A 26249-nucleotide genomic window follows, 5' to 3' on the forward strand; every position below is an offset into this window, starting at 1 on the left:
TTCGCGGCCCGAGAATGACGCGGCCTACTCCTGAAACGGCCAGCGCGTCTCCACCACGCCCACCTGCCCGCGATGGCGCAGATACTGGTCCGCCAGCACGCAGGCGACCATCGCCTCGCCAACCGGCACCGCGCGGATGCCGACGCAGGGGTCGTGCCGCCCCTTGGTGAACATCTCGGCCTCGCCGCCCGTGCGGGTCACGGTGGCGCGCGTCGCCAGAATAGAGGAGGTCGGCTTCACCGCGAAGCGCGCCACGATCGGCTGCCCCGTCGAGATGCCGCCGAGGATGCCGCCGGCATGGTTGGAGAGGAAGAGCGGGCGCCCGTCATTGCCGGCGCGCATCTCGTCGGCATTCTCCTCGCCGGAGAGTTCCGCCGCACCGAAGCCCTCGCCGATCTCGACGCCCTTCACCGCATTGATGCTCATCAGCGCCGCCGCGATCTCGGCATCGAGCTTGCCGTAGATCGGGGCGCCAAGCCCGGCCGGCACGCCCTCGGCGACGATCTCCAGCACCGCGCCGATCGACGAGCCCGACTTCCTGATACCGTCGAGATAGCCCTCGAAGAAGGCGGCAGCCTTGGCATCCGGGCAGAAGAAGGGATTGCGGCCGACCTCGTCCCAATCCCAGTTGCCGCGATCGATCCTGTGCGGCCCCATCTGGACCAGCGCGCCGCGCACGACCATGCCGGGCACGACCTTGCGGGCGATGGCGCCCGCCGCGACCCGCATCGCCGTCTCGCGCGCTGAGGAGCGCCCGCCGCCGCGATAGTCGCGGATGCCGTATTTCACATCATAGGTGAAATCGGCATGGCCCGGCCGGTATTTGTCCTTGATCTCGGAATAGTCCTTCGAGCGCTGGTCGACATTGTCGATCAGGAGCCCGATCGAGGTGCCCGTCGTCACCTGAACGCCGTCGCTCTCGCGGGCGAAGACGCCGGAGACGATGCGAACCTGGTCCGGCTCCTGGCGCTGCGTGGTGAAGCGCGACTGGCCCGGCCGGCGCCGGTCGAGATCGCCCTGGATGTCGGGCTCGGTCAGCGGGATCAGCGGCGGGCAGCCATCGACCACGCAGCCGATGGCCGGGCCATGGCTCTCGCCGAAGGTGGTGACGCGGAAGAGGTGGCCGAAGCTGTTATGCGACATGGGTGCCTGCGCGAAATCCTGCGCAGGCTCTTAGTCCCCATGGTGACCGGTGGTCAAACCGCGTGCTCAATGCCCGGCCGGCGCCTTCGCCGGCACCGCGGGCGCCCCCTCCCAGCGCGTATGCGCCGGCAGGTTCTCGCCCTTCATGATGACCGTGAGCAAGCCGATCTGGGCGTAGTCGCCGACATGGGTGTCGTAGAGCACGGTCGCGCCTGCGCCGACGCAGACGCCCTTGCCCAGCTTCACCCTGCCGACCTTCATCACCCGGTCCTCGTAGAGATGCGTCTGCAGCGCCGAATGGGCGTTCACCGTGCAGAAATCGCCGACCCTGATGCAGTCGAATTCGGTGATATCCGTCGAGTCGAGCCAGACGCCCTTGCCGTATTTCGCGCCGAACAGCGTCAGGAACCAGGGCAGGAACGGCGTGCCGCGCAGATAATCGAACAGCACCTTGCCGCCGAGGCCCCAGTACATGACGGCGACGGCCTCGGTGCGCATCGCCCACCACGACCACATCGGCTTCATCACCGGCTTGTAGGCGCCCATCATCAGCCATTTCACGGCCGCGCAGATCAGCGCCTGCACCACGGCGATCGCGACCGCGACCCCCATGAAGGACAGCACGAGGCCGAGCCAGTCGCCCTCGTTGATTTTCTGCTGCAGCACCATGTCGACGGCGATGGTGCCGAAGGTGATGAACAGCATCGACGGGAAGGAGGTGTGCAGCGCCTCGAAGACGCCGCGCCCGAACTGCTTGCCGAAGGAGGGCTTGTAGGTCCAGTCCGCGCCGAGATCGACCTTCTGCCGCGTCGGCAGCTTGATCGGCGGCGAGCCGAACCAGGTGTCGCCGGGCTGCATGCGGTCATTGGCGGGGGGTTTCGACTTGATGCCGATCAGCACGCGGTCGGGAATGACGGCGCCCGGCGGCACCACCGCATCGTTGCCGATGAAGACCTGCTCGCCGGTGCGCGTCGAATCGAGGCGCATATAGCCGCGGCGCATGTCTTCGTCGCCGAAGACCACCTCGTCGGCGATGAAGTTGCCGGCGCCGATGCCGGTGAGGTCGTAGCGGCCGGAGAGATTGGTCGAGATCTCCGCCCCCTTGCCGATGCTGGCGCCCATCAGCCGGTACCAGGCCCGCATGTAGATGGTCGCGAAGAGCGAGGAGAGCGTCTCCAGCGTTACTTCCGTCGCCAGCGCTACCGTCCATTTGCGCGCGTAGAAGCCGGAATGGATCGAATAGGAGCCGGAGGTGACGCGCGGCAGGATCGCCCAGCGCAGCCCGGCCATCAGCAGCACGGTGAAGGCGATGAGCCCGATCGCCGTCGGCCAGGTCAGGATCGGCAGGAACCAGAGATAGCTGATCTCGGTCCAGCCGGCGATCCAGTAGTCGATCTTGTCGAACAGCCAGAAGGCCGGGAAGATCGGCAGCAGGCTGACCGGCGGCAGCACGATCAGCATCAGGATGTGGAAGGCCGTCATCAGCGTGCGCCGTGCGGGCGAAGCTTCCGCCTGCGGCGGCAGGGCGGCGAGATCGACCGTGCCGATCTTGCGCGCCGGCGTGCCGTCCCAGATCTCGCCTACCCCGACCCGGGCGCCGGGCGGGATCGCGGTCAGGTCGCCGATCTCGGCATGGTCGCCGATCGCCGAGCCGTGGCCGAGCACCACGGACGCGCCGGCCGAGACGTCCTTACCGATCTTGATGCGGCCGATGACGAGCTTGTCGCCGATCGCCTCGCCATTGGCGAAGGTGGTCTTGGAGCCGAAGCTCGTGCCTTCGCCGATCTCGATCAGGTCGATCGCGCCGGCCTCGTAGTCGGAGATGATGACGTCGCGCCCGACCTTGGCGCCGAGCAGCCGCCAATAGAAGCGCATAACCGGCGTGCCCTGCAGCCATTTGATGTGGACGAGCCCGGCGACGCGCGCCGCGAACCACCAGCGGAAGTAGTAGACGCCCCAGAGCGGATAGATTCCGGGCTTGGTCCGGCCGAGCACGACCCATTTCAGCGCGATGGCGATGAGGCCGGTGACCAGGATGATCGCGATGTAGACGCCGAGCAGCGCGCCGATCTGGCCGAGCAGCGGCAGATCCTCGCCGGAGAGGATCATGTAGGTGACGAAGACGCCGAGCCATTGCGCCGTCGCGAGACCGATGACGACCGGCAGCACCACAGCCTGGGCCAGCCCGCAGAAGAAGCGGCGCAGGAATGGCGGCGGCGTGAAGGACAGGTCCTCGGTCGCGGCGATACCGCGCTCGTCGAGCAGTTCGGCCATCGCGCGCAACGTGCGTGCGCCGTAGACGTCCTGCAGCGTGATGCCGGCATAGGCCGGCGTTTCCCGCACGATCGAGATGAAGCGCGCCGCCAGCAGCGAATGGCCGCCGAGATCGACGAAGAAGTCCGCCTCCAGCGGCAGGCAGGCAGCGCCGAGCACGCGCCGGGCGGCGTCGAGCAGTGCGGCTTCGGTGGCGTTGCGCGGCGGCTCCTGCTCGCCATCGGCGCTGGGCGCCGTCAGCGGCGCCGCCTTGAGCATCTTGCGGTCGACCTTGCCGGAGACCATGCGCGGCAGCGATCCGACCGCCTCGAAATGTGCCGGCACCATATAGGGCGGCAGCTTTTCGCGCAGTGCCGCGCGGAGCGCGCCCCCGTCGACGGCTACGCCCGGCTCGGCCACGACAAAGGCGACGAGCCGCTCGATGCCATCGTCGGTGCGCAGCACGACGGCGGCCTGCGCCACGCCGGGCTCGTCGGCGAGCTTGGATTCGATCTCGCCGAGTTCGACACGGAAGCCGCGGATCTTGATCTGGTCGTCGATGCGGCCGTGGAAGACGATGTTGCCGTTGTCATCGAGGCTGACCGCATCGCCGGAGCGGTAGAGCACCGGGTCGCCCTCTCCCGCCAGGCCGGCGAAGGGGTTGGCGATGAACTTTTCGGCCGTCAGCTCCGGCCGGCCGTGATAGCCCTTGGCGACGCCCGGCCCGCCGATCAGCAACTCGCCCTGCTCGCCCGGGTGGACGAGGCGCAGCTCCTCGCTGACGACATAGGCGGTGTAGTTCGGGATCGGCTTGCCGATGGTGACGGTCTCGCCGGGCACGACCTCCGCGGCGGTCGCAACGACGGTCGCCTCGGTGGGCCCGTAGGTGTTGAGGATGCGCCGGCCCGGCTTCGACCATTTCTGCACGATCGCCGGCGGCAGCGCCTCGCCGCCGAGCAGGATCAGCTTCAGCGAGGGCACGTCGGCAGGCAGGATGCCGAGCAGCGTCGGCACGGTGTCGATCACGGTGACGCCGGCCTCCTCGAGGATGGCGGGCAGCTTCTCCGCATCGCCCATCATCTCCGGCGAGGCGACGAACAGCGTCGCGCCGACGAGATAGGGCGTCCAGATCTCCTCCATCGAAAGGTCGAAGGCGACCGATGCGCCCTGGAAGACGACGTCGTCCGGCCCGATGCCGTAGAGCGCGTTACCTGAGCGCAGGAAATGGCAGATGTTGCGATGGCTGATGACGATCGCCTTCGGCGTGCCTGTCGAGCCGGAGGTGTAGATCAGATAGGCCGGATGGTCCTTGGTCAGCCCGGCGGGCCGTGCCGCAGGCTCAATCCCGTCGGAATGTGCGGCCAGCCCCTCGGGCGACCAGACGGTCAGCTCGATCGCCTCCGCCCGACCGGCCCAGCCGGCGCAGGTGACGATGCCCTTGGCCGCCGCATCGTTCAGGCATGTCGCGATGCGCTCGACAGGCGCTTCCGCATCGAAGGGCACCCAGGCCGCGCCTGCGCGCGTGATCGCGATCTGCGCGACGAGCAGGTCGATGCCGCGCGGCATCCACAGCCCGACCATGTCGCCGGGCCCGACGCCAGCAAGTTGCAGCCCGCGCGCCTGCCGCCCGGCTTCCGCCCAGACTTCGGCATAGCCCAGGCGCCGCTCGCGATCGACGAGGACGGGATGATCAGGGCGAACGGCGACGGTCGCCGCGAAGATTTCGGCCAGCACCTCGTCACGGATCAGGTCAGGGCGCTTCTCGCCCGCCATCATGGCAAGGGGATTAGCGCCGGTCGCGTCCGACGCCGCCGACAGCTTCGTCATATCGTTCATCGCGCCCCGTTGCGCTGAAAGGCCCGTCGCTGTCGCCGCGGCAAACCAAGCCTGCGGCAGCACGGTGCCCTACCACGCACCCTATGAAGAAAACCGGAATCGTCGCAACGCGCCGCGACATCCGCGTGAGCCCCCCGGCCGGGCGGGCCGCCGCTTCACGACGTTTTGCTAGCACATTACTCCTGCGGAATCACGCGTGAACCGGTGATGAATGCCATGCGGTTGCGGAGGCCGATCAGGGCGGATCAGAGCCAATCGGCCTTGTTACCGGTCACGACGAGCAGCTTGCCCTGCCAGATCTCGACCATGGACGCCTCCCGCGGCGCCACCGCGCCGACCAGCGCCAGGACAGCGCGCGCCACCCCGCCATGGCTGACGATCACCGTCTCGCGCTGCAAGCCTTCGAGCACCGGCCGCACCCGCTCGGCCAGCATGCGGTAGCTTTCGCCGCCGGGCGGCACGAAGCCCCATTTGTCGCGCTCGCGCAGATGCGCCTGCTCGCGCTCGGCCTTGCGGATGTCGCGCCAGGTGAAGCCTTCCCACTCGCCGAAGGTCAGTTCCCGCAGCCGGTCGTCGATCGTGTAGGCGCCTGCCGGCAGCGCGAGCTCGTGCCGCAGGATGTCCATCGTCTCCCGCGCCCGCAGCATGGGCGAGCCGATATAGTCGAGCCCGGCATAGGCCGGCTCCAGCGCCTTGAGGCGCCCGGCCGCCTCGGCAGCCTGTCTGCGACCGAGTTCGTTGAGCGGGATGTCCTGTCCGCCCTGCAGCCGGCCCTCCCGATTCCAGTCGGTCTCGCCATGGCGGACGAGGATGAGCCGGTGCGGAAGCGATAGCGGGACCATGTGGCGCTTCTGCACGCTGGCACCCGCACCGTCAAAGCCCGGAGCGATGCTTCCTGCCCATGGCGACAATTGGCCGCTTTCTGTGGCCCAATCCACACGGCGTGTGTATAGCGCCCTTGCCCTGTCACTGGCGGACCCGCATGCCCCTCGCCCTCACCTTGCCCGATGGCCGCAGCCTGGCGCTCGATGCGCTGCCGCTCGTCATGGGCATCGTCAACGTCACGCCCGATTCCTTCTCGGATGGCGGCCTGCTCGCGAGCACCGAGGCTGCCGTGGCCCATGGCGAGCGCCTGGCCGCCGAGGGCGCCGCGATCGTCGATGTCGGCGGCGAGTCGACCCGCCCCGGCCATGCCACCGTCGATGCCGCGACGGAACTGGCCCGCGTGCTGCCGGTGATCGCCGGGCTGAAGGCACGGACCGACACGCCGATCTCGATCGACAGCTACAAGGCCGAGGTGGCCGAGGCCGCGCTCGCCGCCGGCGCCGCGATCGTCAACGATGTCTGGGGCGCCCAGCGCGATCCGCGCATCGCCGAGGTCGCCGCCCGCGCCGGCGCGCCGATCATCCTGATGCACAACCGGGAGACGATCGACGCCTCGCTCGACATCTTCGACGACGTCAGGCGCTTCCTCGATCGCTCGATCGCCATCGCGACGCAGGCCGGCGTGCCCCGCGGCCAGATCGTCGTCGACCCCGGCATCGGCTTCGGCAAGACCATCAGCCAGAACCTCGACCTGATCCGCCATCTCGACCGGCTGAACGAACTCGGCTGCCCGATCCTGCTAGGCGCCTCGCGCAAATCGACGCTCGGCCGCATCACGGGCCGGGAGATTCCGGCCGAACGGCTCGCCGCCAGCATCGCCGCCCATCTCTATGGCGTGAGCCGCGGCGCCGCCATCATCCGCGCCCATGACGTCGCGCCCCATATCGATGCGCTCAAGACCTGGGCCGCGATCGAGGACAGCATGAAGGTAGTCCCGTGAGCGAAACCGGCTCCATCCTGATCGAAAAGCTCGATATCTACGCCTATCACGGCTTCTTCTCGGAGGAGGAGCGCCTGGGCCAGCGCTTCGTGCTCGACATCCTGCTGGCCGTCGACATCCGCGCCTCCGCGATCAGCGACAAGCTCGCCGACACCGTCGACTACGGCAACGTCGTCGCCGTCGCGATCGAGGCGTTCACGGCGCGCCGCTACAATCTGCTCGAGGCGGCGGCGCGCGCCGTGGCCTTCGCCATCCTCGAGCGCTTCCCGCCGGTCGGCCGGGTCGAGGTCACGCTGCGCAAGCCCGGCCCGCCGATCCCGGCGACGCTCGGCTCGGTCGGAATCAAGCTGGATTTCCGGCGTGAGGACTGAGGCCGCCCTCGCCTTCGGCGGCAATCTCGGAGATCCCGTCGCAGCCTTCGCCTCCGCCCTGCGGAGCCTGCGCGGCCATTCCGCCGTCACGCTCGGGCGGCTCTCATCCGTGTACCGCACGGCGCCCTGGGGCAAGACGGACCAGCCCGAATTCCTCAACATGGCAGCGCTCGTCGAAACCTCGCTCGCGCCCGCTGAGCTGCTCGCACTCTGCCTGGAGCTGGAGCGGGCCGGCGGACGCGAACGCCGCGAGCGCTGGGGGCCGCGCACCCTCGACATCGACATCCTGACTTATGGCGACGAACTCATCGACCAGCCCGGCCTGCAGATCCCCCATCCGCGCATCGCCGAGCGCGCCTTCGTGCTGGCGCCGCTGGCGGAGGTTCTGCCGCGACGAGTGATCGGAAGCGAGACGGTCGCCGGCCTGCTTGGGGCTCTCGCCGACGAAACGATCCGCCGCGACGATGCCGCGACGGACCGGTTGAGAGCGCTGCTTGCAACACCCCTGCCCTGACTCGCCCAGCGACCTCGGCTACTCTTCGTAGAGTTCGCGCAGAACAGCCAAGGCCCGGCTGAGAGTGGATGGTGGAGCCGCGCCCAGGCGTCGGATCAGTCTTTTCTTGTCGAGCGCCCTGCTCTGTTCGAGCAGGACTAGCCCGTCGATGCCCTGGAACGAGATCGGTACGCGAAAGCCCGCCGCCCGGCTTTTCGAGGTCATCGGCGCAACGATGACCGTACGAAGATGGTCATGAATCTCGGCAGGCGAGATGATGAGGCACGGTCGCGTCTTCTGGATCTCGCTGCCGATCGTCGGGTCCAGCGCCGCGAGCCAGATCTCGCCGCGCTTCACCATGCCAACTCGGTATCGTCCGCATTGCCGAATTCGGGCCAGGCCAACGCGTCGTCGCCCACCGCCGCGAGGCTTTGGGCATCTTGCGCCCAACCTGCACGGGCCTGCTCCTGCACGCGCTGGATGACGATGCGGCCCTGCTCCACCGTGAGCTCGACACCATCGCCTGCCTTCGCCCCGATTTCAGCCAGAAGGGGTTTTGGGATGACGACGCCGGCGGAATTTCCGAACTTCTTGACGGCGCTGCGCATGGCCTCCTCCAACGAGGAAAACAACATACGCACAACCGAACGCCGTTACAACAATGTTATAACAAAAACTGGCGTCACTCGCCCTTTTCGAGGCTGATGTCCGGCGCGGTCGGCACCTTCATGCCGACGACATGGTAGCCGGCGTCGACATGCAGGATTTCGCCGGTGATGCCGCGCGACATGTCGGAAACGAGGAAGACCGCGGTCTCCCCGACCTCCTCGATCGTGACCGTGCGGCGCAGCGGCGAGTTGTACTCGTTCCAGCGCAGGATATAGCGGAAATCGCCGATGCCGGAGGCGGCGAGCGTCTTGATCGGCCCGGCCGAGATGGCGTTGACGCGGATCTTCGAGGGGCCGAGATCGGCTGCAAGGTACTGCACGCTCGATTCGAGCGCGGCCTTGGCGATGCCCATGACGTTGTAGTGCGGCATCCACTTCTCGGCGCCATAATAGGTCAGCGTCAGCAGCGAGCCGCCATCGGTCATCAGCTTCTCGGCGCGCTGGGTGATGGCTGTGAAGGAATAGCAGGAGATCAACAGGGACTTGGAGAAGTTCGCCTCGCTGGTGTCCACATAGCGGCCGGTCAGCTCGTCCTTGTCGGAAAAGGCGATGCAATGAACGACGAAATCGAGCTTGCCCCAGAGCTTCTCGACCTCGGCGAAGACCGCATCGATCGTCGCTCCGTCGGTGACGTCGCAATGGCCGACGACATGGCCGCCGAGCTGCGTCGCCAGCGGCTCGACCCGCTTCTTCAGCGCATCGCCCTGATAGGTGAAGGCGAGTTCCGCGCCGGCATCGGCAGCCGCCTTGGCGATGCCCCAGGCGATGGAGCGATTGTTCGCGACGCCCATCACGAGCCCGCGCTTGCCCTTGAGGAGATTGGCGGTCGGCGAAACGGCGTTGGAATCAGGCATGGGAAACCCGCGAACTGAACGATGAAGGACGGTCTCTTAGAACAGTCGCGGGGAAGTGGGAACCGCTTTTGATGCCGGCCTCCACGGATGATTCGCGCATCCGGGCCCGATTGGCGGCACTTGTCCGCCGTTTCGCGCCAAAACCCAAAACGCGCCGGCTTAGTCGCCGCGCGCCTTCATCAGGGCCGTCAGCTCCGCATCTTCGGCCGGCATCTCGATGTCGATCGCGACGAACAGATCGCCGACCGCGCCCTTCTCGCCCTTGAGCCCCTTGCCGCGCAGGCGGAACTGCTTGGCGCTGCCCGTCATCGGCGGGATGGTCATCTCCACCGCCCCCGTCAGCGTCGGCACATGCAGCGGCCCGCCGAGAACCGCCTTGGCGAGCGGCACCGCGACGCGGGTGCGCAGGTCCTTGCCGTCGATCGTGAAGCGCGGGTCCGGCTTGACCTTGATCGTCATCATCACGTCGCCGGCCTCGCCGGAGAACGGGTCGGTCTGGCCGAGCCCACGCAGGCGCATCACCTTGCCGTCGCTGACGCCTTCGGGAATCGTGATCTCGACCTCGCGCCCGCCGGGCAGCTTGACTCGGCGCGTCCCGCCAGTCGCGGCCTGGACCAGCGTGACCTCGAGCGTGAAGCTCTGCTCCGGTGGCTTCTGCGGCTCGGGCTTGCCGCGGGCGCGCCGGCTCGCCTCGCCAAACAGCGAGGAGAAGATGTCAGACGCGTCGAAGCCGGCATCGCCGCCGCTGCCGCCGGCACTGCCCCGGCCGAAGGGCGCGCCGCCCTGGCCGAAATTGAACTCGAAGCCGCCGCTGCGCCCGCCCCTGCCGGCGCCCATGCCCTCGAAACCCTGGAATTTCGGCTTGCCCTCGGCGTCGATCTCGCCGCGGTCGAACTGCTTGCGCTTGGTCTCGTCGCCGACGATCTCATAGGCGGTGTTGAGCTCGGAGAAGCGGTCCTGCGCCTTCGGATCCTCCCGATTGCGGTCCGGGTGCAGCTCCTTGGCGCGGCGGCGGAAGGCTTTCTTGATTTCCGCATCGCTCGCGCCGCGGGCGACGCCCAGAACCTGATAGGGATCGCGCATCCAAAACCTCGTTTCCACGCAAAGTCGGACAGCCGGCGCCAACCGCGCCAGCTACCCGCTTCGCTCTATCTGGGTATGGTGTGGCGCGAGCGCAACACCCTTCAAGCGCCCTTCTGCACCCGCCGTCAAGGCGAGGCAAGCGATAGCTGGGCGGTCAGCCCAGGTCCTTCCAGGGGCCGACATCCTTCACCGCCCATTCGCCGCCGGAGGGGCGGCAGGCCGTTCCCTGCAGCTTGACCGGCCGGGTCTGCGTCTGGACGCTGGCGATGAAGGCGCGGCAGATCTCATCCGAGCGCAGGAACGGCCCGCCGACCGGCACGAAGGAGCCCTTGATGCCGTTCTGGGGATTGTCCCAGGAGACGGCGGCGCCATTGCCCTGCGGATCGAGCGCAACGCCCATCGCGCCATCGGCGCGGCGCATGTCTTCCGGCCCGAGCTCTGACGAAAGGCTGGCCAATGCGGCAGGCCTGTTGCCGCCTCGCGCGGGCAGGATGGCGGACGTCGTCGCCACCTCGTCCTCGCTCTTGCTCGACAGGCCGAGGATCGGGAACGACACCGAGCAGCCGGCAGAGAGCAGCGCCAGCGCCATGGCGGCAACCAGCGGGCGCATGGGGGCTGCGCAATCAGGAAGGCTTTGGAACGCCTCGGCCCCTGCCCTATATAAACCAGCCGTCCGAAACCGGATCACTTCGCGCTCGCCCAAACGCCCACACTCCACTGACCGAGGATTAGAACGTGCAACCGTTAACGAGCGGTGACTTCACCGAGGAAAACGAGCCTTTCGCGTTGTTCCAGAAGTGGTTGGACGAGGCGGCGAAATCCGAGCCGAACGACCCGACCGGCATGGCGCTCTCCACCGTCGATGCCGAAGGCCTGCCCAACAGCCGCATGGTTCTGCTGAAGGGCCATGGACCCGACGGATTCGTCTTCTACACCAACACCGAGAGCCAGAAGGGCCAGGAACTGCTCGGCCAGCCCAAGGCCGCCGCGCTGTTCCACTGGAAGAGCCTGCGCCGGCAGGTGCGCATCCGTGGCACGGTCGCCCTCGTCACCGACGCCGAATCCGACGCCTATTTCCAGTCGCGCCCGCGCGACAGCCGCATCGGCGCCTGGGCTTCGCAGCAATCGCGCCCGCTGGAGAGCCGTTTCGCGCTGGAGAAGGCGGTGGCGAGCTACACGGTGAAGTTCGGCCTCGGCGAGATTCCGCGCCCGCCCTATTGGCGTGGCTTTCGCATCACCCCGGTCTATATCGAGTTCTGGCGTGACGGCGCCTTCCGCTTGCACGATCGCGTCGTCTTCCGCCGCGGCACGGCCGGCGAGCCGTGGACCAAGACGCGCTTCTACCCTTAAGGACTCCAGTTCTATGGCGATGCCGACGTTCGATTTTCCGAAGACCGAGGCTGGCAAACGCCCGGTCATGCTGCTGACCGGGGCGAGCCGCGGCATCGGCCATGCCACGGTGATGCAGTTCGCCATGGCGGGCTGGCGCATCCTGTCCTGCTCGCGTCAGGCCTTTTCCGAGAAATGCCCCTGGCCCTCCGGCGCCGACGACCACATCCAGATCGATCTCGGCGACCCCGAGGACACGATGCGCGGCATCGCCGAGATCAAGAAGCGCTTGGCCGCCGAGGGCGGCAAGCTCAACGCGCTCGTCAACAATGCCGGCATCTCGCCGAAGGGGCCGAAAGGCGAGCGCCTGGGCGCCGCAACGACCTCCTTCAACGACTGGCACAAGGTCTTCCAGGTCAATTTCTTCGCGCCGATCATGCTCGCCCGCGGCCTGCTCGACGAGCTGACCACGGCGAAGGGCGCCATCGTCAACGTCACCTCGATCGCCGGCTCGCGCGTCCACCCCTTCGCCGGCGCGGCCTACGCTACTTCCAAGGCCGCTCTCGCCAGCCTGACCCGCGAGATGGCCGCCGATTTCGGACCCCTCGGCATCCGCGTGAACTCGATCTCGCCGGGCGAGATCGACACCGCCATCCTCTCGCCGGGCACCGAGAAGATCGTCGCGACCCTGCCGATGAAGCGGCTCGGCAAGACCGACGAGGTCGCCAAGGCGATCTATTTCCTCTGCACGGACTCTTCGAGCTACGTCACCGGCTCGGAACTGCACATCAACGGCGGGCAGCACGTTTGACGCAGGGCGCAGCAGCATGACCGCCGAAGGCGGGCAGGTCATCCGCTTCCCGGCCGCCGGCCGCGCGGCGGCAAGACCGGTTCTGGCAGCCTCTGTCGCGGTCTTCCGCGACGGCAAGGTGCTGCTGGCGACCCGCACCAAACCGCCAGCCGACCAGCTCTGGTCCCTGCCCGGCGGCAAGGTCGAGGCCGGCGAGACGCTCGAGGAGGCCGCGCTGCGCGAGCTGGAGGAGGAGGTTGGCGTCACCGCCCGCATCCTCGGCTTCAACCGCCATGTCGAGATCTTCGGCCGCGATGCGAAGGGCGAGGTGACGCATCATTTCGTGGTCGCCTCCTTCGTCGGCGCATGGCTCTCCGGCGAGCCGCGGCCGGGACCCGAAGCCGGCGCCGTGATGTGGGCCGATCCGCTCAAGCTCGGCGGCCTCGCCACGACCCGCGAGCTCGGCGATGTGCTGCGCCGCGCGCACGACATCTTTGCGGCCAGTGGTTTGGCATGAGGCGCGCGGCGCCCGCCCTCGCCGTTCTGGCCGCCCTGCTGATGCTGGCGCCCGTGGCCACGGATGCCCAGCAACGCACGCAACCGGCGGCCAAGCCCCCGGCTTCCAAGCCCGCCGAGCAGCCCGCCCCCGAACCGACCGGCCCGCCCTACGAGCCGCAGCTGCTTCAGCTGGCCGAGATCATGGGGTCGCTCGCCTATCTGCGCACGCTCTGCGGCGGCAAGGAGGCGCAGGACTGGCGCGCCCGGATGACCGCGCTCGTCGAAGCCGAAGGCCGGACGCCGCAGCGGCGCGAGCGCCTGACCACCGCCTTCAACCGTGGCTTCCGGGCCTATTCGCTGACACATCGTTCCTGTACCGAGGCGAGCCAGGAAGCCTCCGCGCGCCTGGCGAGCGAAGGCGAGGCGCTGTCGCGTGCGCTCGCCGGCCGCTATGGCGGATAGGCAACAGCTGTGGCCCGAATGCGATCTTCGGTGGAATTCTCCCGGTCGCATTAACCTTTCTTAAACGCCGCGGTAGCGTGCCGCTCTGGCACGGCCTATGACTTGAGCATCGCCCAACCGTCGCGATCCGGGGCACAACCGGCGCGTTTCGCATCAGATAAAGGCTGAAGAGTCCAATTTCGATGCCAATCCAGCCCGAAGACACGATGCTCGACCCGAATCTCGCCGACGATCACGGCGATGCCCGCCGCGTCGCCTATGGCTATGTCGAGGACGCCTTCGCCGAAGGGCAGCAGGACGGGCTCGATTCGGACGCCATGGCCCACGCCGCGCTTTTCGCCGCGCTGCGCACGCTGGTCGAGACCTATGGCGAGGAGGCGACCGCCGTCTTCACCGAGGCCCTGCCGGAAAAGGTGCGCTGCGGCGCCTTCACCAGCGGCACGCGCCACTAGAACTTGCCGGGTTTTGACGGAACCACGCCGTCATTCCGGGGCTTCGCGTCAGCGAAGAGCCCGGAACCCATGAACACGGAGTTAGACGAGAACACCCGTCGGATCGGCCCATTTTTGGGCCGTGGTGTTCATGGGTTCCGGGCTCGGGCCTGCGGCCCGCCCCGGAATGACGGCGTGGTTCCGTGTAAAATCAACGCACTCTAATCGGCGGCACTCCGCGCCGTCGCGGCGCGCTCTTCCAGCAGCACCCGCTCCTTGACGTTGCCGGTCAGTGCGACGGCCTGATCGAACGCCTCGGCCGCTTCCCGATGTCGTCCGAGCTTTGACAACAGGTCGCCGCGCACACTCGGCAGGAGATGGTAGAGCTTCAGCGCCGGCTCGGCGTCCAGCGTCTCGACAATCTCCAGCCCCGCAGCCGGCCCCTCCGCCATGCTGACCGCCACCGCCCGGTTCAATTCGACGATCGGTGACGGCGCGACGCGCCCGAGCACCCCGTAGAGCGCCGCGATCCGGCTCCAGTCGGTCTCCTCGGGCGTGCGAGCACGGGCATGGCAGGCAGCCAGTGCTGCCTGCAGCAGGTAGGGCCCCGGTACATTTCCGGCGAGCCGCTGCGCCCGTTCCAGCGCAGCGAGTCCGCGACCGATCAGGAGCCGGTCCCAGCGCGCGCGGTTCTGGTCGAGCAGCAGGATCGGCTCGCCGGCCGGGCCGACGCGCGCACGCAATCGCGACGCCTGCAGTTCCATCAGCGCGACCAGGCCATGCACCTCCGGCTCCTGGGGTGCGCGCGCCGCCAGGATGCGCCCGAGCCGGAGCGCCTCCTCGCACAGCGCTGGCCGGACCCAGTCCTGACCGGCGGTCGCGGCATAGCCCTCGTTGAAGATCAGGTAGACCACCTCCAGCACCGAGGCGAGCCGCTCTCCGAGTTCGGCTCCGCCCGGCACTTCATAGGGAATCTTGGCATCGCTCAGTGTCTTCTTGGCGCGCACGATGCGCTGCGCCATCGTCGGCTCCGGGACCAGGAAGGCCCGCGCGATCTCCTCGGTCGTCAGCCCGCCGATAAGCCTCAGCGTCAGCGCCAGCCGCGCCTCCTTCGAGAGCACCGGATGGCAGGCGGTGAAGATCAGCCGGAGCAGATCGTCGCCGACCTCGTCGTCAAGAGCCGCATCGAGATCGGGCATCGCCGCGCCGTCGCTTTCGATGTCGTGGCCCAGCTCCTCCTGCTTGCGGCGGGCCATCATCTCGTGGCGGGCGGCGTCGAGCGCACGGTGCTTGGCGACCTGCATCAGCCAGGCCGCCGGATTGCGCGGCACGCCTTCTTCGGGCCACTGCTTCAGCGCGGCGACCAGCGCGTCCTGCGCCAATTCCTCGGCGCGGCCGACATCGCGGGTCAGCCGCGCGAGCCCCGCGATCAGCTTCGGCGCCTCCATGCGCCAGACCGTCTCGACGGTTCGGTGTGCATCGCTTGCCGACATGGGGAGCGATACACACCATCAGCACCTCGGCTGGCAAGCGGCTCGGGCCCGATCGTTCAGGCCTGACCGACCTCGGCTTTGAGGCGATCCCAGGCCGCCGCGGCTTCAGGCGTGACCACCTCGCCGAAATCCGCCAGTTCGAAGAGCGGCCGGATCTCGATCTCGGACGGGCCAGGCATCGGATTGGGGCAGCGCTTGACCCAGGCGATCGCCTCGTCGAGCGAAGCGCATTCCCAGAGCCAGTAGCCCGCCACCAGCTCCTTGGTCTCGGTGAACGGCCCGTCGACGACGGAGCGCTTGCTGCCGTCGAACTGCACGCGCGCGCCCTTGGAACTCGGCTGCAGGCCGTCGCCGCCCTTCATGATGCCGGCTTTCACCAGCTCCTCGTTATAGGCCATCATCGCCTCGAGCAGCTCCCGCGTCGGCGGGGCACCGGCTTCGCTGTCCTTGGTCGCCTTGACCATCACCATGAAACGCATCGGTCTTCTCCGTTTGCAACGAAGGCGGTGGAGACGTTCCCCCGCGCCTTCCGAAATCGAATGGGTTGGTTTCCAGGCTTCCGATCAGCCGGCGCGCTTCGCCGCCTCGGCGCGGAGGCGATCTTCCTGCTCGCGCAGCTCCGGCGTCAGCGCCTCGCCGAAATCCTCCATCTCGAAGACGGGGCGCAGCTCGATCTCGGTGCCGCCGTCGAAGGGCGCGCGCTTCAGCCACTCCACCGCCTCGGCGAAGGATTTGACCTGCCAGAGCCAGAAACCGCAGAGCAGTTCCTTGGTCTCTGCAAAAGGCCCGTCCGTGATCGTCCGCTCCGAACCGGAAAAGCGCATCCGCAACCCCTTCGAGGTCGGGTGCAGCCCCTCGCCCGCCAGCATGACGCCCGCCTTCACCAGTTCCTCGTTATACGCCCCCATCTTGGTGAGGATGTCCTCGCTCGGCATGATGCCGGCTTCGCTGTCCTTGTCGGCCTTGACCAGAACCATCACGCGCATCGGTGTCTCCTTGGTTTTCAGCTTCGGGAGGCAGGCCGGCAACGTTCACCGCCACCGTCGAAACCCGCTCTCTGACATCACGTCGAACGGGGCGCGCCCGGATCGACAGACCTGAGGAAATATTTTCGCTAGGCTTTGCTCGCCATGCGCTCGCGGCGCGCAAGCTCTGCCCGGCTCGGCTCCGCCTGCGCGAAGGAACCCGTCCTGATCGCGCCGGCGCGCCGGAAGCTCGCGATCACCACGCCTGTCGATGAGACCTTGCTGTCGACCAGCTCGAACGCCGCAGGCAGGGCCCCCTCGTCGAACATCCGCTTGCCCCGGCCGAGTACGATCGGGAAGATCAGCAGGGTGATCTCATCGATCAGGTCATGCTTGAGCAGCGAATGGATGAGCACGCTGCTGCCCTGGATCAACAGCATCGGCCCGTCCTGCTGCTTCAGCCGGGCTAGATCGGCGGGCATGTCGTGCAGGGCCACCGAATTCTGCCAGCTGAGCGGCTCCCTCGACGAGGTCACGACATATTTGGTGGTGCTGTTGAAAGCCTTGGCGATGGGATGGTCCTCCCCCGCATAAGGCCAGTAGGCGGCGAAAATGTCGTAGGTCGTGCGGCCGAGCAGGAGGTCGAAGGGCTGATCGAAGAGCTTGCCGATATGCTGACCCGTGACGTCGTCCGAATAAGGAAAGACCCAACCGCCGAACTCGAAACCGCCGGTCGGGTCCTCCTCGGGCCCACCCGGCGCCTGCATCACGCCGTCGAGCGACAGGAAGGTCGATGCAACGATCTTTCTCATCTCGGTTCTCCTATCCGGGGAGATCGGCAATCGCGGACCGCTCCGCACTCACTGCCGCTTCCCTGCCGACGCGTCGAACGGGCATCGACCAGATCGATAGATGCGCGACGATTTCCATCATCCTGCGCCGCGCTTTCGCCTCATGGGTTCGAGCATGCGCGCCAGGCCGCCCGGATCGCAGCGACGGAGGCGCCGATGTCCTGCGCCGTGGTCGCCCAGCCGATGATCGAGATGCGCATGACCCACTGACCGCGCCAGCGCGCTCCCCCGGCAAAGCAGGTCCCATCGGCCTGCATGCGCGCAATCACCGCCCGGGTCAGCGCATCGGCCTCCTCGACAGGCCTGTCGGCGCCGAACCGGACTAGGACCTGATTCAGGAAGACCTCGTTCAGGATCGCGATGCCGGCCTCGTTCCGCAGGCCGTCCGCCATCTGGCGCGCCAGCCGGCAATGCCGCTCGACCATCTCCACGATGCCCTCGCGGCCGAGATGGCGGATCATCGCCCAGGTCGCGAAGCCGCGCGCGCGTCGCGACAGCTCCGGCACGAAATGACTCGGGTCGCGCTCGCCCTCTGCGGTCTCCGGCAGGTAGCTCGCGCTCGCCGTCATCGCCTTGCGATGGGCGCGGGCATCGCGAACGATCGCGTAGCCGCTGTCATACGGCGTCTGCAGCCATTTATGCCCATCGGTCGCCCAGGAATCGGCCTGCTCTGCGCCCTCTGCCAAGCCGGCCAGCGACGGGCAGGCGCGCGCCCACAATCCGAAGGCGCCATCGACATGCACCCAGGCCCCGCGCGCATGCGCAAGCGCGATCAGCTCCGCGAAAGGGTCGAAGGCGCCGGTGTTGAGCTGCCCGGCCTGTAGCACCGCGATGGTCGGCCCGTCGCAACCGGAGATGGCAGCAGTGAAGCCCTCGACCGTGACGCGCCCCATTTCGTCGGTCGGCACGCGGATGACGCGATCATGGCCGAGCCCCAGCACCTGCAGCGCGGCGAACACCGTCGTATGGGCATCGTCGCCAATCACGACATGGATCGGCGGCGCGCCGAAAAGGCCGTCGGTCTCGACGTCCCAGCCGGCGCGCTGCAGCACCGCACTTCGCGCCGCGGCCAGGCAGACGAGATTGGCGACCGTCGCGCCAGTGACGAAACCGACCGAACAATCTGCGGGAAGCCCCAAGAGATCGAGCAGCCATGATGCAGCAACGCTTTCGGCCGCTGCAGCTGCCGGCGCCGCCTGGTGGTTGCCGGCATTCTGGCCCCAGGCGCTGGTCAGCCAGTCGGCGGCGACGCCGACGGGATGCGATGCGCCGATGACCCAGCCGAAGAAGCGCGGCCCGGTCGTCGCGTGCAATCCGGCCGCGGCCTTGTCCATGAGATCGGCGATCACCGCCTCGGCGGCAAGCCCGGTCTCGGGCGTCTTCTCCGCGAAGACCTCGACCATCTCGCGATAATCGCGCAGGGGCCGTTGCGGGCCATCGCCGATCGCGCCACGGAAAGCCGCCGCGCGCCCGGCGACTTCGTGGAACAGAGCCGCGAGATCCAGATCCCGTTCTGCCATGGTCGCCCCCTGAAAGAGGAGGGCCGACCTTAGGATATCAAGCTGGCGGTTGCGAGCCGCTCAGGCGCCGCGCGGCAGCGCCTCCAGGAAGCGCGCCGGCTCGCCCTGCGACGGGTTCGTCAGCTCGCCCTCCCACATCACCTTGAGGCCGCGCACGAAGGTGCCGACCGGCCAGCCGGTGACGGTGACGCCGTCATAGGGCGTCCAGCCGCATTTCGAGGCGCTCCAGTCGTTGGTGATCGTCTGCCTGCGCTTGAGATCGACGATGGTGAAGTCGGCATCGTAGCCGACCGCGATGCGCCCCTTGCCCTCCAGCCCGAAGATGCGCTGCGGCCCGGCGCTGCTGAGGTCGACGAAGCGCTCCAGCGAGAGGCGCCCGGCATTCACATGGTCGAGCATGATCGGCACCAGCGTCTGCACGCCCGGCATGCCGGAATGGCTCGCCGGATAGGGATGGTGCTTCTCCTCATGCGTATGCGGCGCGTGATCGGAACCGAGCACGTCGACGATGCCCTGCTCCACGCCCCACCAGATGCGCTGTCGATGGCTGTCGTCGCGGATCGGCGGGTTCATCTGGGCGTAGGTGCCGAGCCGCTCGTAGCAATCCGGCGCGACCAGCGTCAGATGGTTCGGCAGCACCTCGACGGTCGCGACATCCTTGTGGTCCTTGAGGAAGACCATCTCGTCCCCGGTCGAGATGTGCAGGATATGCACGCGCGCCCCGGTCTCGCGCGCGATCCGCACCAGCCGCTTCGTGCAGGTCAGCGCCACCTCGGGCGAGCGCCAGACCGGATGGCTCGACGGGTCGCCCTCGACGCGCAAGCCCATGCGCTCGCGCAGCATCGTCTCGTCCTCGGAGTGGAAGGCCGCGCGCCGGCGCGTCCGCTTCAGGATCTCGGCGACGCCCTTGTCGTCCTCCACCAGCAGGTCGCCGGTGGACGAGCCCATGAACACCTTGATGCCGGCCGCGCCCGGCAAACGCTCCAGCTCCGGCACGTCGGCAGCATTCTCATGCGTGCCGCCGACCCAGAACGCGAAATCGCAATGCATGCGATGGCGCCCGCGCCTGATCTTGTCTGCCAGAGCCTCCGGCGTCGTCGTCTGCGGGATCGTGTTCGGCATCTCGAAGACGCAGGTCACGCCACCGAGCGCCGCGGCGCGCGAACCGGTCTCGAGATCCTCCTTGTGGTCGAGCCCTGGCTCGCGGAAATGCACCTGGCTGTCGATCACGCCGGGCAGGATGTGGAGGCCCGTGCAATCGACCGCCTCGCCGGCCGAAGCCCGCGAGAGATCGCCGAGCGCCACGATCTTGCCGCCGGTGATGCCGATGTCGCGGCTGGTGCGGCCATCTTGGTTCACCACGGTGCCGCCCTTGAGGATGACGTCGTAGGTCTGCGGCATGGCTTGTCTCCGGGTGCAAGTTTCGTGGTGAGAACCTCCGCCGTCATCCCGGACAAGCCGCGAAGCGGCGCCGATCCGGGATCCATCGAAGGGCCGCTCGCTCTACGATGGATCCCGGATCTCCGCTTCGCTGCGTCCGGGATGACGGCGGAGGTTGGAAGGCGGATAGAGGGAGTTAGCTTAAACTTCCTGGATAGGCGAGTTGAGAACGTGGGCGAAGCCGCCTACCTATCGGCTCGGTCCGCAGGAGCAGCAGCCATGTCCGCAACCCGATTGATCGACCGTGGCGTCATCCGCGTCAGCGGCGAGGATGCCCGCGATTTCCTGCAGAACCTCGTGACCAACGATCTCGATCCGGTCACGCCGGGCCGGGCCGGCTATGGCGCGCTGCTGACACCGCAGGGCAAGATCATCTGCGATTTCTTCATCCTCGCGTTGTCGCCGGAAGACGGCGGCGGCTTCCTGCTCGACACCCCGCTGCTCCAGACCGCAGACCTGATGAAACGCCTGAAGCTCTATAAGCTGCGCGCCAAGGTTGTGCTGGAAGACCTGACCGAGAAGAGCGCGATCCTCGTCTCGGCTGACGGCGCCCCGCTGCCTGTGGAGGCCGGCTTCGTCTATGACGACCCGCGCCTGCCCGCCCTCGGCCAGCGTGCCATCGCCGATGCCGAAGGGATCGAGGCGCTCGTGATGGCCGAGCCGGATGCCTATCACGCCCGCCGCATCACGCTCGGAATCCCCGCCGGCGGCCGTGATTTCCCCTATGGCGACACCTTCCCGCACGAGGCGCTGCTCGACCAACTCGGCGGCGTCTCCTTCAAGAAGGGCTGCTATATCGGCCAGGAAGTGGTCTCCCGCATGCAGCATCGCGGCACCGCCCGCACCCGCGTCGTGCCGGTCGTCTTCGACGAAGGCATCGCCACCGAGACTGGCGCCGAGGCGACCGCCGGCGGTAAGCCGCTCGGCACCATCGGCTCGGGCACCGATGGCCGGGCGCTCGCCATGCTCCGCCTCGACAGGCTGGCCGACGCGCTCGCCGCCGGCACGGCACCGCTCGGCGGCGGCCTCGCCTTCCATCTCGCGGAGAAGCCCACCTTCATCCGTTTCCCCTTCCCCGGCGAGCCGGGCTTCGGAGCCGCCGCAGGGGTCGCCCTATGAGCCAGGCCAATGCCTTGAGCGAGGCCAAGCCTTCGAGCGAGGAACGCATCGCGATCGAGGGGGCGGACGGCAAGTTCCGCTGCCGCTGGCCGGGCACGGACCCGCTCTACCTCGCCTATCACGACACCGAATGGGGCGTGCCGGAATATGATTCCCGCGCGCTCTGGGAGAAGCTGATCCTCGACGGCTTCCAGGCCGGCCTGTCCTGGATCACCATCCTGCGCAAGCGCGATGCCTTCCGCGCCGGCTTCGCCGGTTTCGAGCCCGAGACCGTCGCCCGCTTCACCGAGGCCGATGTACAGCGCCTGCTTGCCGATCCCGGCATCATCCGCCACCGCGGCAAGATCGAGGGCACGATCAAGAGCGCCCAGGCTTATCTAAAGCTCAGCGAACGCGAGCCCTTCGCCGATTTCCTCTGGAAGCACCTCGACGGGCGCGTGCTGCAGAACGGCTTCCGCGCCCAAGGAGAAGTCCCGACCCAGACAAAGCTGTCCGAGGCGATCTCGAAGGAGCTCAAGAAGGCCGGCTTCACCTTCTGCGGCCCGACCATCGTCTACGCCTTCATGGAGGCGTGCGGGCTGGTCAACGACCACCTGACCGGCTGCTTCCGCTATACCGAATGCGCGGCGCTCGCCCGCGAAAGCCGTGCGGCATGATGATGGGGGACGGCTCCCTCTCAGCCCTCATCCTGAGAAGCCGCGAAGCGGCGTCTCATGGAGCCCTCGCCAGGATAAAAGCTCGTGAGGCGGGCTCTGCGGTGGCAGGTTTCTGACATGGCCCGCAAGCCCGAACCGCCGCGCGCCTGGCAGCGCATGCTCTCGGGCCGACGGCTCGATCTGCTCGATCCCTCTCCGCTCGACATCGAGATCGAGGACATCGCCCATGGCCTTGCCCGCGTCGCGCGCTGGAACGGCCAGACGCATGGAGCGCATTCTTTTTCGGTCGCGCAGCATTGCCTCCTGGTCGAGGCGATCGCCGGCCACCTCAACCCGGATTGGAGCAATGTCTGGCGCCTGATGGCGCTGCTGCACGATGCGCCGGAATATGTGATCGGCGACATGATCTCGCCGTTCAAGGTGGTGATGGGCGATGCCTACAAAAGCGTGGAGCTGCGCCTGCTCGCGGCCATCCACCTGCGCTTCGGCCTGCCCGCGACGACGCCAGTGGTCCAGAAGCGCAAGACGAAGGAAGCCGACACGATCGCCGCCTTCTTCGAAGCCACGCGGCTCGCAGGCTTCGCCCGCGAGGAGGCGCTGAAATTCTTCGGCCGGCCGCAGGCGCTGCCTGCCGAAATCCTTGCCTGGCTCGATCCGCTCGACACCGAGACGGCGCAGGCGCGCTTCCTGGCGCGCTTCGCCGAACTCGGCAGCGGGCTCAATGCGTCAGACGCACCGCGCTGATCTCATTGGCGATCGTCCTGAAGACGGGATCGAGCTGCGAGGCGCTCGTCACCTCGTAGTACATCTCCGGCTTGCTGGCGCATTCCTTCAGTAGCGCGGCATCGCCGTCGATCACGCGGATCGTGTAGAGATTGATGCCCGCGGACTTGGCATTCGCGCAGGCCAACCTGGTGCGATCATCGATAGCGTTGCCGGACTTCGTGAAGCGGTTTTCCGTATTGTCGCCATCGGTCAGCAGGATCATGTACTTCTTGAGCCGCGGCTCGGTCGTGGGCTTCGCTTCGGTAAAGGGCGCGCTCTGCGACAAGGTCGCCCAACCCCATACAGCACCGATCGTGACGTTCGTGTTGCCGACGGGGGTCATGGTGTCGATGCGCGCTTCCAGAGCCGTCCAGTCGGAAGACAGGGGCATGATCTCGGCCAGCGAAGACTGGCTGCACCAATAGGCCGGGTACTGCTGGGCGATCGCCGAATACGACCCGCCATCGGTCGTGTCATAGTTCTGGTCGCGATCGGTAATGCAACCCTGGCTTGACTGCGACCAAGTCGATTTCGTCATCGTCTCGGTGTCACAAACCTGAACCCACTTGTTGTTCTTCCACTCATCGCGGCAATTGACCTGCCGCGTCAGGCCATAGCGCATCCACTGCTCGTCCTTGAAGGACCGCGCGATACGAACCTGTGTGTTGAACGGGACAATCGAGACACGAATCTGATCCGTCTCGATCGCGGCGTCCTTCATGATCTTGAGGAGACTCTTCGCGGCCGTCTTCAGGTTGGTCATCTTGCTCGAGTTGGACATGGAGCCGGTATTGTCCAGCGCCAGCGCGAGCTCGATCTTGTTGGTTCCCCAGGTCGACTGGCTGTCGCTGGCGACCGCGATGTATTGAGGGCCGAGCACACGGCCGATCGTCGTCGGCACATTGGAGTTCGCCGAGATCTTGATCGTCCGCGCGGTGCGGTCGATCACCACCGTCGCGCCTGCGAACTCGCTCTTCGCGCTTGCCGGGAGATTGTCGCGGATCCAGAGATCGACGCGCTCCTTGAGTTGCCCGTCGGTCAGCTTCTGGGCATCGCGCGCCGCCATCAGCGAAGCGGAATCGATTGCCGAACTGAGGGCCTGGCGGGCGTTGCTGGCGCGCGAATAGTCGACGGTGATGCCGAGGATACCGACCAGCGGGAGCGTCAGGAATCCGGCCATGACCAGCACGTTGCCACGCTGGTCGCGGCGGAACCGCCGCATCATCTCGGAAAGGAAAGCGACCTTGAACATATCATCTCATCCTGGGCCGGATTGCCGCATTCAGCCGGATAAGCGTTGAGGCTCGGAACTTACGAATTGCTAAAACCGATTCATGGAACTCGCCCCTATCTGCACATTTTGAGAGGAAACAATGTGCCGTTGCGTCATCTGCCGATCTGAGTAAACCGCTCGGCAACCATTGGTTGCATTTATCGGTGTCTTTCACGCAACGATCATTTATTCCTGCATGGAACAAGTCATCGTCATTTTTTCTGCATTTCGAAAAGAAACGTTTCGCGGAACAATGCCCTGACGTGATCGGAGGAGCAGCCATGTCGGACACCCCCACCCTCTCCCTGCCGCAAGGTGTCGTCATCAAGGGCACCGTGCGGTCGCGCTTCGACGAGATTCTCACGCCCGAGGCGCTCGCCTTCGTCGCGGACCTGCATCGCCGTTTCAACGAAACGCGCAAACGCCTGCTCAGCCTGCGGGCCGAACGGCAGAAGCGCTTCGATGCCGGCGAGACGCCGGACTTCCTGGCTGAAACAAAGCATATCCGCGAGGGCGACTGGACCGTCGCGCCGATCCCGGCAGACCTGCTCGACCGCCGCGTCGAGATCACCGGCCCGGTCGATCGCAAGATGATCGTCAACGCGCTGAATTCGGGCGCCAAGGTTTTCATGGCCGATTTCGAGGATGCCTCCTCGCCGGTCTGGGCCAACATGGTCGAAGGCCAGCTCAACCTTCGGGATCGCTGGGCGGGCAAGATCGACTTCACCGATCCCACGAACGGCAAGGACTACAAGCTCGGCGCCAAGCCCGCCGTCCTCATCATCCGCCCGCGCGGCTGGCATCTGCCGGAGCGCCATATCGAGATCGACGACGAGGAGGCTTCCGGTTCCCTGGTCGATTTCGGGCTCTATGTCTTCCACAACGCCAAGGCCGCGTTGGCCGCCGGCTCCGGCCCGTATTTCTACCTGCCGAAGCTGGAAAGCCATCTCGAGGCCCGGCTCTGGAACGACGTCTTCGTCGCGGCACAGAGCGCGCTCGGACTGAAGAACGGCACGATCAAGGCGACCGTCCTGATCGAGACGCTGCCGGCGGCCTTCGAGATGGACGAGATCCTCTACGAACTGCGCGAGCATATGGCCGGGCTGAACTGCGGCCGCTGGGACTACATCTTCTCCTTCATCAAGAAGCTCGCCCGCAACAAGGCCTATGTCCTGCCCGACCGTTCCCAGGTCGTGATGTCCCAGGCCTTTCTGCGCGCCTATTCGCTGCTGCTGATCAAGACCTGCCACAGGCGCGGCGCCTTCGCGATGGGCGGCATGGCGGCGCAGATCCCGGTCAAGAACAACCCCGAGGCCAATGCCGCCGCCTTCGCCAAGGTCAAGGCCGACAAGGAGCGCGAGGCTGGCAACGGCCATGACGGCACCTGGGTCGCCCATCCCGACCTCGTCCCGGTCGCGATGGAGGTGTTCGACCGGCTGATGCCGCAGGCCAACCAGCTCGGCAACAAGCGCGACGACGTCGATATCGGCACGAAGGACCTGCTGGAGGTCCATCAGGGCACCCGCACCGAGGAAGGCTTCCGCGAGAACATCCGCGTCGGCGTGCAGTATATCGAGGCTTGGCTGCGCGGTCGCGGCGCCGTGCCGATCTACAACATGATGGAGGACGCCGCGACCGCCGAGATCAGCCGCGCCCAGATCTGGCAGTTCGTCCAGTACGGGGTCGCGCTCGAAGGCGGTGTGACGGCCGACGCCGCCCTGTTCAAGCGCTGCCTGTCCGAGGAGATGGAGCGGGTGAAGGGCGAGCTCGGTGCCGAGAACTACGCCAAGGGCCGCTTCCCGGAGGCGATCGCGCTGTTCGAGACGCTGTCGCTCGCACCAAACTTCGAGGACTTCCTGACCGTCCCGGCCTACGCCAAGCTGGGCTGAAGCCGGGTCCGGTCAGTCGATCGAGGGCGCCGCTGCCAAGCGGCGCCCTTTTTCTTTCGCACTGGTCAGCGCAGATGCCACCAGACCCGACCGCCAATGATCACGGCGAGCAGGACGACCGACCCGAAGAGATGCAACAGATCGGTTTTCCACCCGCCGGCCGAAGAATGCCGGACACTGTTGTAGATCGCCTCGCGACGCCGGCGATAGGTTCCGATCATCACCATTGAAGCCTCCATCTG

At 67.0% G+C, this 26249-nt stretch carries 28 protein-coding genes; 12 read left to right on the forward strand and 16 right to left on the reverse strand.

From position 1 onward, the window contains the following. Positions 1-24: 24 nt before the first annotated feature. The 3 genes from aroC to NWE53_RS13280 form a co-directional block, all read right to left on the reverse strand. Positions 25-1143 carry a chorismate synthase gene (gene aroC / locus NWE53_RS13270; protein WP_265054718.1) on the reverse strand — a complete coding sequence of 373 codons (1119 nt, stop codon included), beginning with the start codon at positions 1141-1143 and terminating at the stop codon, positions 25-27. A 66-nt stretch (positions 1144-1209) separates the two neighbouring features. Further along, complete coding sequence (locus tag NWE53_RS13275) at positions 1210-5232, reverse strand: Pls/PosA family non-ribosomal peptide synthetase (protein ID WP_442865014.1); 4023 nt, start codon at positions 5230-5232, stop codon at positions 1210-1212. Positions 5233-5477: 245 nt separating this feature from the next. Further along, positions 5478-6074 (reverse strand): histidine phosphatase family protein, encoded by a 597-nt coding sequence (locus NWE53_RS13280; protein WP_265054720.1) that lies wholly within the window; start codon positions 6072-6074, stop codon positions 5478-5480. Between the two features lie 140 nt (positions 6075-6214). Between NWE53_RS13280 and folP the strand changes: the two genes are divergently transcribed. The 3 genes from folP to folK are packed head-to-tail and all read left to right on the forward strand — an operon-like array spanning position 6215 to position 7942. Then, positions 6215-7057, forward strand: a complete 843-nt coding sequence (folP, locus tag NWE53_RS13285; RefSeq protein WP_265054721.1) for a dihydropteroate synthase — start codon at positions 6215-6217, stop codon at positions 7055-7057. Beyond that, positions 7054-7428: a dihydroneopterin aldolase gene (gene folB / locus NWE53_RS13290; RefSeq protein ID WP_265054722.1), complete on the forward strand. Its 375-nt coding sequence runs from the start codon at positions 7054-7056 to the stop codon at positions 7426-7428. The genes folP and folB overlap by 4 nt, the downstream gene beginning before the upstream one ends. Beyond that, the gene (folK, locus tag NWE53_RS13295; protein WP_265054723.1) at positions 7418-7942 is read left to right on the forward strand and encodes a 2-amino-4-hydroxy-6-hydroxymethyldihydropteridine diphosphokinase; all 525 of its coding nucleotides are present in this window, start codon (positions 7418-7420) and stop codon (positions 7940-7942) included. The genes folB and folK overlap by 11 nt, the downstream gene beginning before the upstream one ends. Positions 7943-7960: 18 nt before the next feature. Here folK and NWE53_RS13300 read toward each other — a convergent pair whose 3' ends face one another. From NWE53_RS13300 to NWE53_RS13320, 5 genes are all read right to left on the reverse strand, one after another. Continuing rightward, positions 7961-8281, reverse strand: coding sequence for a type II toxin-antitoxin system PemK/MazF family toxin (locus NWE53_RS13300; RefSeq protein ID WP_265054724.1), 321 nt, complete (start codon positions 8279-8281; stop codon positions 7961-7963). Then, positions 8275-8529 carry an AbrB/MazE/SpoVT family DNA-binding domain-containing protein gene (locus tag NWE53_RS13305; RefSeq protein ID WP_265054725.1) on the reverse strand — a complete coding sequence of 85 codons (255 nt, stop codon included), beginning with the start codon at positions 8527-8529 and terminating at the stop codon, positions 8275-8277. Before NWE53_RS13305 ends, NWE53_RS13300 begins: the two co-directional genes overlap by 7 nt. A gap of 74 nt (positions 8530-8603) precedes the next feature. After that, positions 8604-9443: an enoyl-ACP reductase FabI gene (gene fabI / locus NWE53_RS13310; RefSeq protein ID WP_265054726.1), complete on the reverse strand. Its 840-nt coding sequence runs from the start codon at positions 9441-9443 to the stop codon at positions 8604-8606. A gap of 159 nt (positions 9444-9602) precedes the next feature. Next, positions 9603-10526, reverse strand: coding sequence for a DnaJ C-terminal domain-containing protein (locus tag NWE53_RS13315; protein WP_265054727.1), 924 nt, complete (start codon positions 10524-10526; stop codon positions 9603-9605). Positions 10527-10680: 154 nt separating this feature from the next. Beyond that, positions 10681-11136, reverse strand: coding sequence for an RT0821/Lpp0805 family surface protein (locus NWE53_RS13320; RefSeq protein WP_265054728.1), 456 nt, complete (start codon positions 11134-11136; stop codon positions 10681-10683). 125 nt (positions 11137-11261) lie between these two features. On the opposite strand from NWE53_RS13320, the gene pdxH reads away from it, so the two are divergent. From pdxH to NWE53_RS13345, 5 genes are all read left to right on the forward strand, one after another. Next, positions 11262-11876, forward strand: a complete 615-nt coding sequence (pdxH, locus tag NWE53_RS13325; RefSeq protein WP_265054729.1) for a pyridoxamine 5'-phosphate oxidase — start codon at positions 11262-11264, stop codon at positions 11874-11876. Positions 11877-11889: 13 nt separating this feature from the next. After that, a complete protein-coding gene (locus NWE53_RS13330; protein WP_442865015.1) occupies positions 11890-12666 on the forward strand; it encodes an SDR family NAD(P)-dependent oxidoreductase in 777 nt (258 codons plus the stop codon). Positions 12667-12682: 16 nt separating this feature from the next. Continuing rightward, on the forward strand, positions 12683-13162 hold the full coding sequence (locus NWE53_RS13335; RefSeq protein ID WP_265054730.1) for an NUDIX hydrolase: 480 nt from the start codon (positions 12683-12685) through the stop codon (positions 13160-13162). Next, a complete protein-coding gene (locus NWE53_RS13340) occupies positions 13159-13605 on the forward strand; it encodes a TIGR02301 family protein (protein ID WP_265054731.1) in 447 nt (148 codons plus the stop codon). The genes NWE53_RS13335 and NWE53_RS13340 overlap by 4 nt, the downstream gene beginning before the upstream one ends. Before the next feature lie 182 nt (positions 13606-13787). Next, the gene (locus NWE53_RS13345; protein WP_265054732.1) at positions 13788-14057 is read left to right on the forward strand and encodes a hypothetical protein; all 270 of its coding nucleotides are present in this window, start codon (positions 13788-13790) and stop codon (positions 14055-14057) included. Between the two features lie 200 nt (positions 14058-14257). Here the strand turns inward: NWE53_RS13345 and NWE53_RS13350 are convergent, their stop codons facing one another. The 6 genes from NWE53_RS13350 to NWE53_RS13375 all read right to left on the reverse strand — a co-directional run bounded on the left by NWE53_RS13350 (position 14258) and on the right by NWE53_RS13375 (position 20266). Beyond that, positions 14258-15529 carry an RNA polymerase sigma factor gene (locus NWE53_RS13350; protein WP_265054733.1) on the reverse strand — a complete coding sequence of 424 codons (1272 nt, stop codon included), beginning with the start codon at positions 15527-15529 and terminating at the stop codon, positions 14258-14260. Between the two features lie 56 nt (positions 15530-15585). After that, positions 15586-16008, reverse strand: coding sequence for a YciI family protein (locus NWE53_RS13355; RefSeq protein ID WP_265054734.1), 423 nt, complete (start codon positions 16006-16008; stop codon positions 15586-15588). A gap of 84 nt (positions 16009-16092) precedes the next feature. Next, entirely contained in the window at positions 16093-16515 is a 423-nt protein-coding gene (locus NWE53_RS13360; RefSeq protein ID WP_265054735.1) for a YciI family protein, read from the reverse strand. 128 nt (positions 16516-16643) lie between these two features. Continuing rightward, a complete protein-coding gene (locus NWE53_RS13365; RefSeq protein ID WP_265054736.1) occupies positions 16644-17306 on the reverse strand; it encodes a dihydrofolate reductase family protein in 663 nt (220 codons plus the stop codon). A 140-nt stretch (positions 17307-17446) separates the two neighbouring features. Continuing rightward, positions 17447-18865, reverse strand: a complete 1419-nt coding sequence (locus NWE53_RS13370; RefSeq protein WP_265054737.1) for a pyridoxal phosphate-dependent decarboxylase family protein — start codon at positions 18863-18865, stop codon at positions 17447-17449. Positions 18866-18925: 60 nt separating this feature from the next. Continuing rightward, complete coding sequence (locus NWE53_RS13375) at positions 18926-20266, reverse strand: dihydroorotase (RefSeq protein ID WP_265054738.1); 1341 nt, start codon at positions 20264-20266, stop codon at positions 18926-18928. Between the two features lie 258 nt (positions 20267-20524). On the opposite strand from NWE53_RS13375, the gene ygfZ reads away from it, so the two are divergent. From ygfZ to NWE53_RS13390, 3 genes are all read left to right on the forward strand, one after another. Further along, positions 20525-21424, forward strand: a complete 900-nt coding sequence (gene ygfZ / locus NWE53_RS13380) for a CAF17-like 4Fe-4S cluster assembly/insertion protein YgfZ (RefSeq protein WP_265054739.1) — start codon at positions 20525-20527, stop codon at positions 21422-21424. Next, positions 21421-22080: a DNA-3-methyladenine glycosylase I gene (locus NWE53_RS13385; protein ID WP_265054740.1), complete on the forward strand. Its 660-nt coding sequence runs from the start codon at positions 21421-21423 to the stop codon at positions 22078-22080. The genes ygfZ and NWE53_RS13385 overlap by 4 nt, the downstream gene beginning before the upstream one ends. A gap of 117 nt (positions 22081-22197) precedes the next feature. Then, entirely contained in the window at positions 22198-22824 is a 627-nt protein-coding gene (locus NWE53_RS13390) for an HD family hydrolase (protein WP_265054741.1), read from the forward strand. On the opposite strand, the gene NWE53_RS13395 is transcribed toward NWE53_RS13390, so the two are convergent. Then, entirely contained in the window at positions 22799-24097 is a 1299-nt protein-coding gene (locus NWE53_RS13395) for a pilus assembly protein (RefSeq protein ID WP_265054742.1), read from the reverse strand. The two genes, NWE53_RS13390 and NWE53_RS13395, sit on opposite strands and share 26 nt — an antisense overlap. A 302-nt stretch (positions 24098-24399) precedes the next feature. On the opposite strand from NWE53_RS13395, the gene aceB reads away from it, so the two are divergent. Next, positions 24400-26007 (forward strand): malate synthase A, encoded by a 1608-nt coding sequence (aceB, locus tag NWE53_RS13400; protein WP_265054743.1) that lies wholly within the window; start codon positions 24400-24402, stop codon positions 26005-26007. A 65-nt stretch (positions 26008-26072) separates the two neighbouring features. Here aceB and NWE53_RS13405 read toward each other — a convergent pair whose 3' ends face one another. Further along, on the reverse strand, positions 26073-26234 hold the full coding sequence (locus tag NWE53_RS13405; RefSeq protein ID WP_265054744.1) for a hypothetical protein: 162 nt from the start codon (positions 26232-26234) through the stop codon (positions 26073-26075). Positions 26235-26249: the final 15 nt, after the last annotated feature.

This window comes from Bosea sp. NBC_00550, from assembly GCF_026020075.1.
Classification (GTDB): domain Bacteria; phylum Pseudomonadota; class Alphaproteobacteria; order Rhizobiales; family Beijerinckiaceae; genus Allobosea.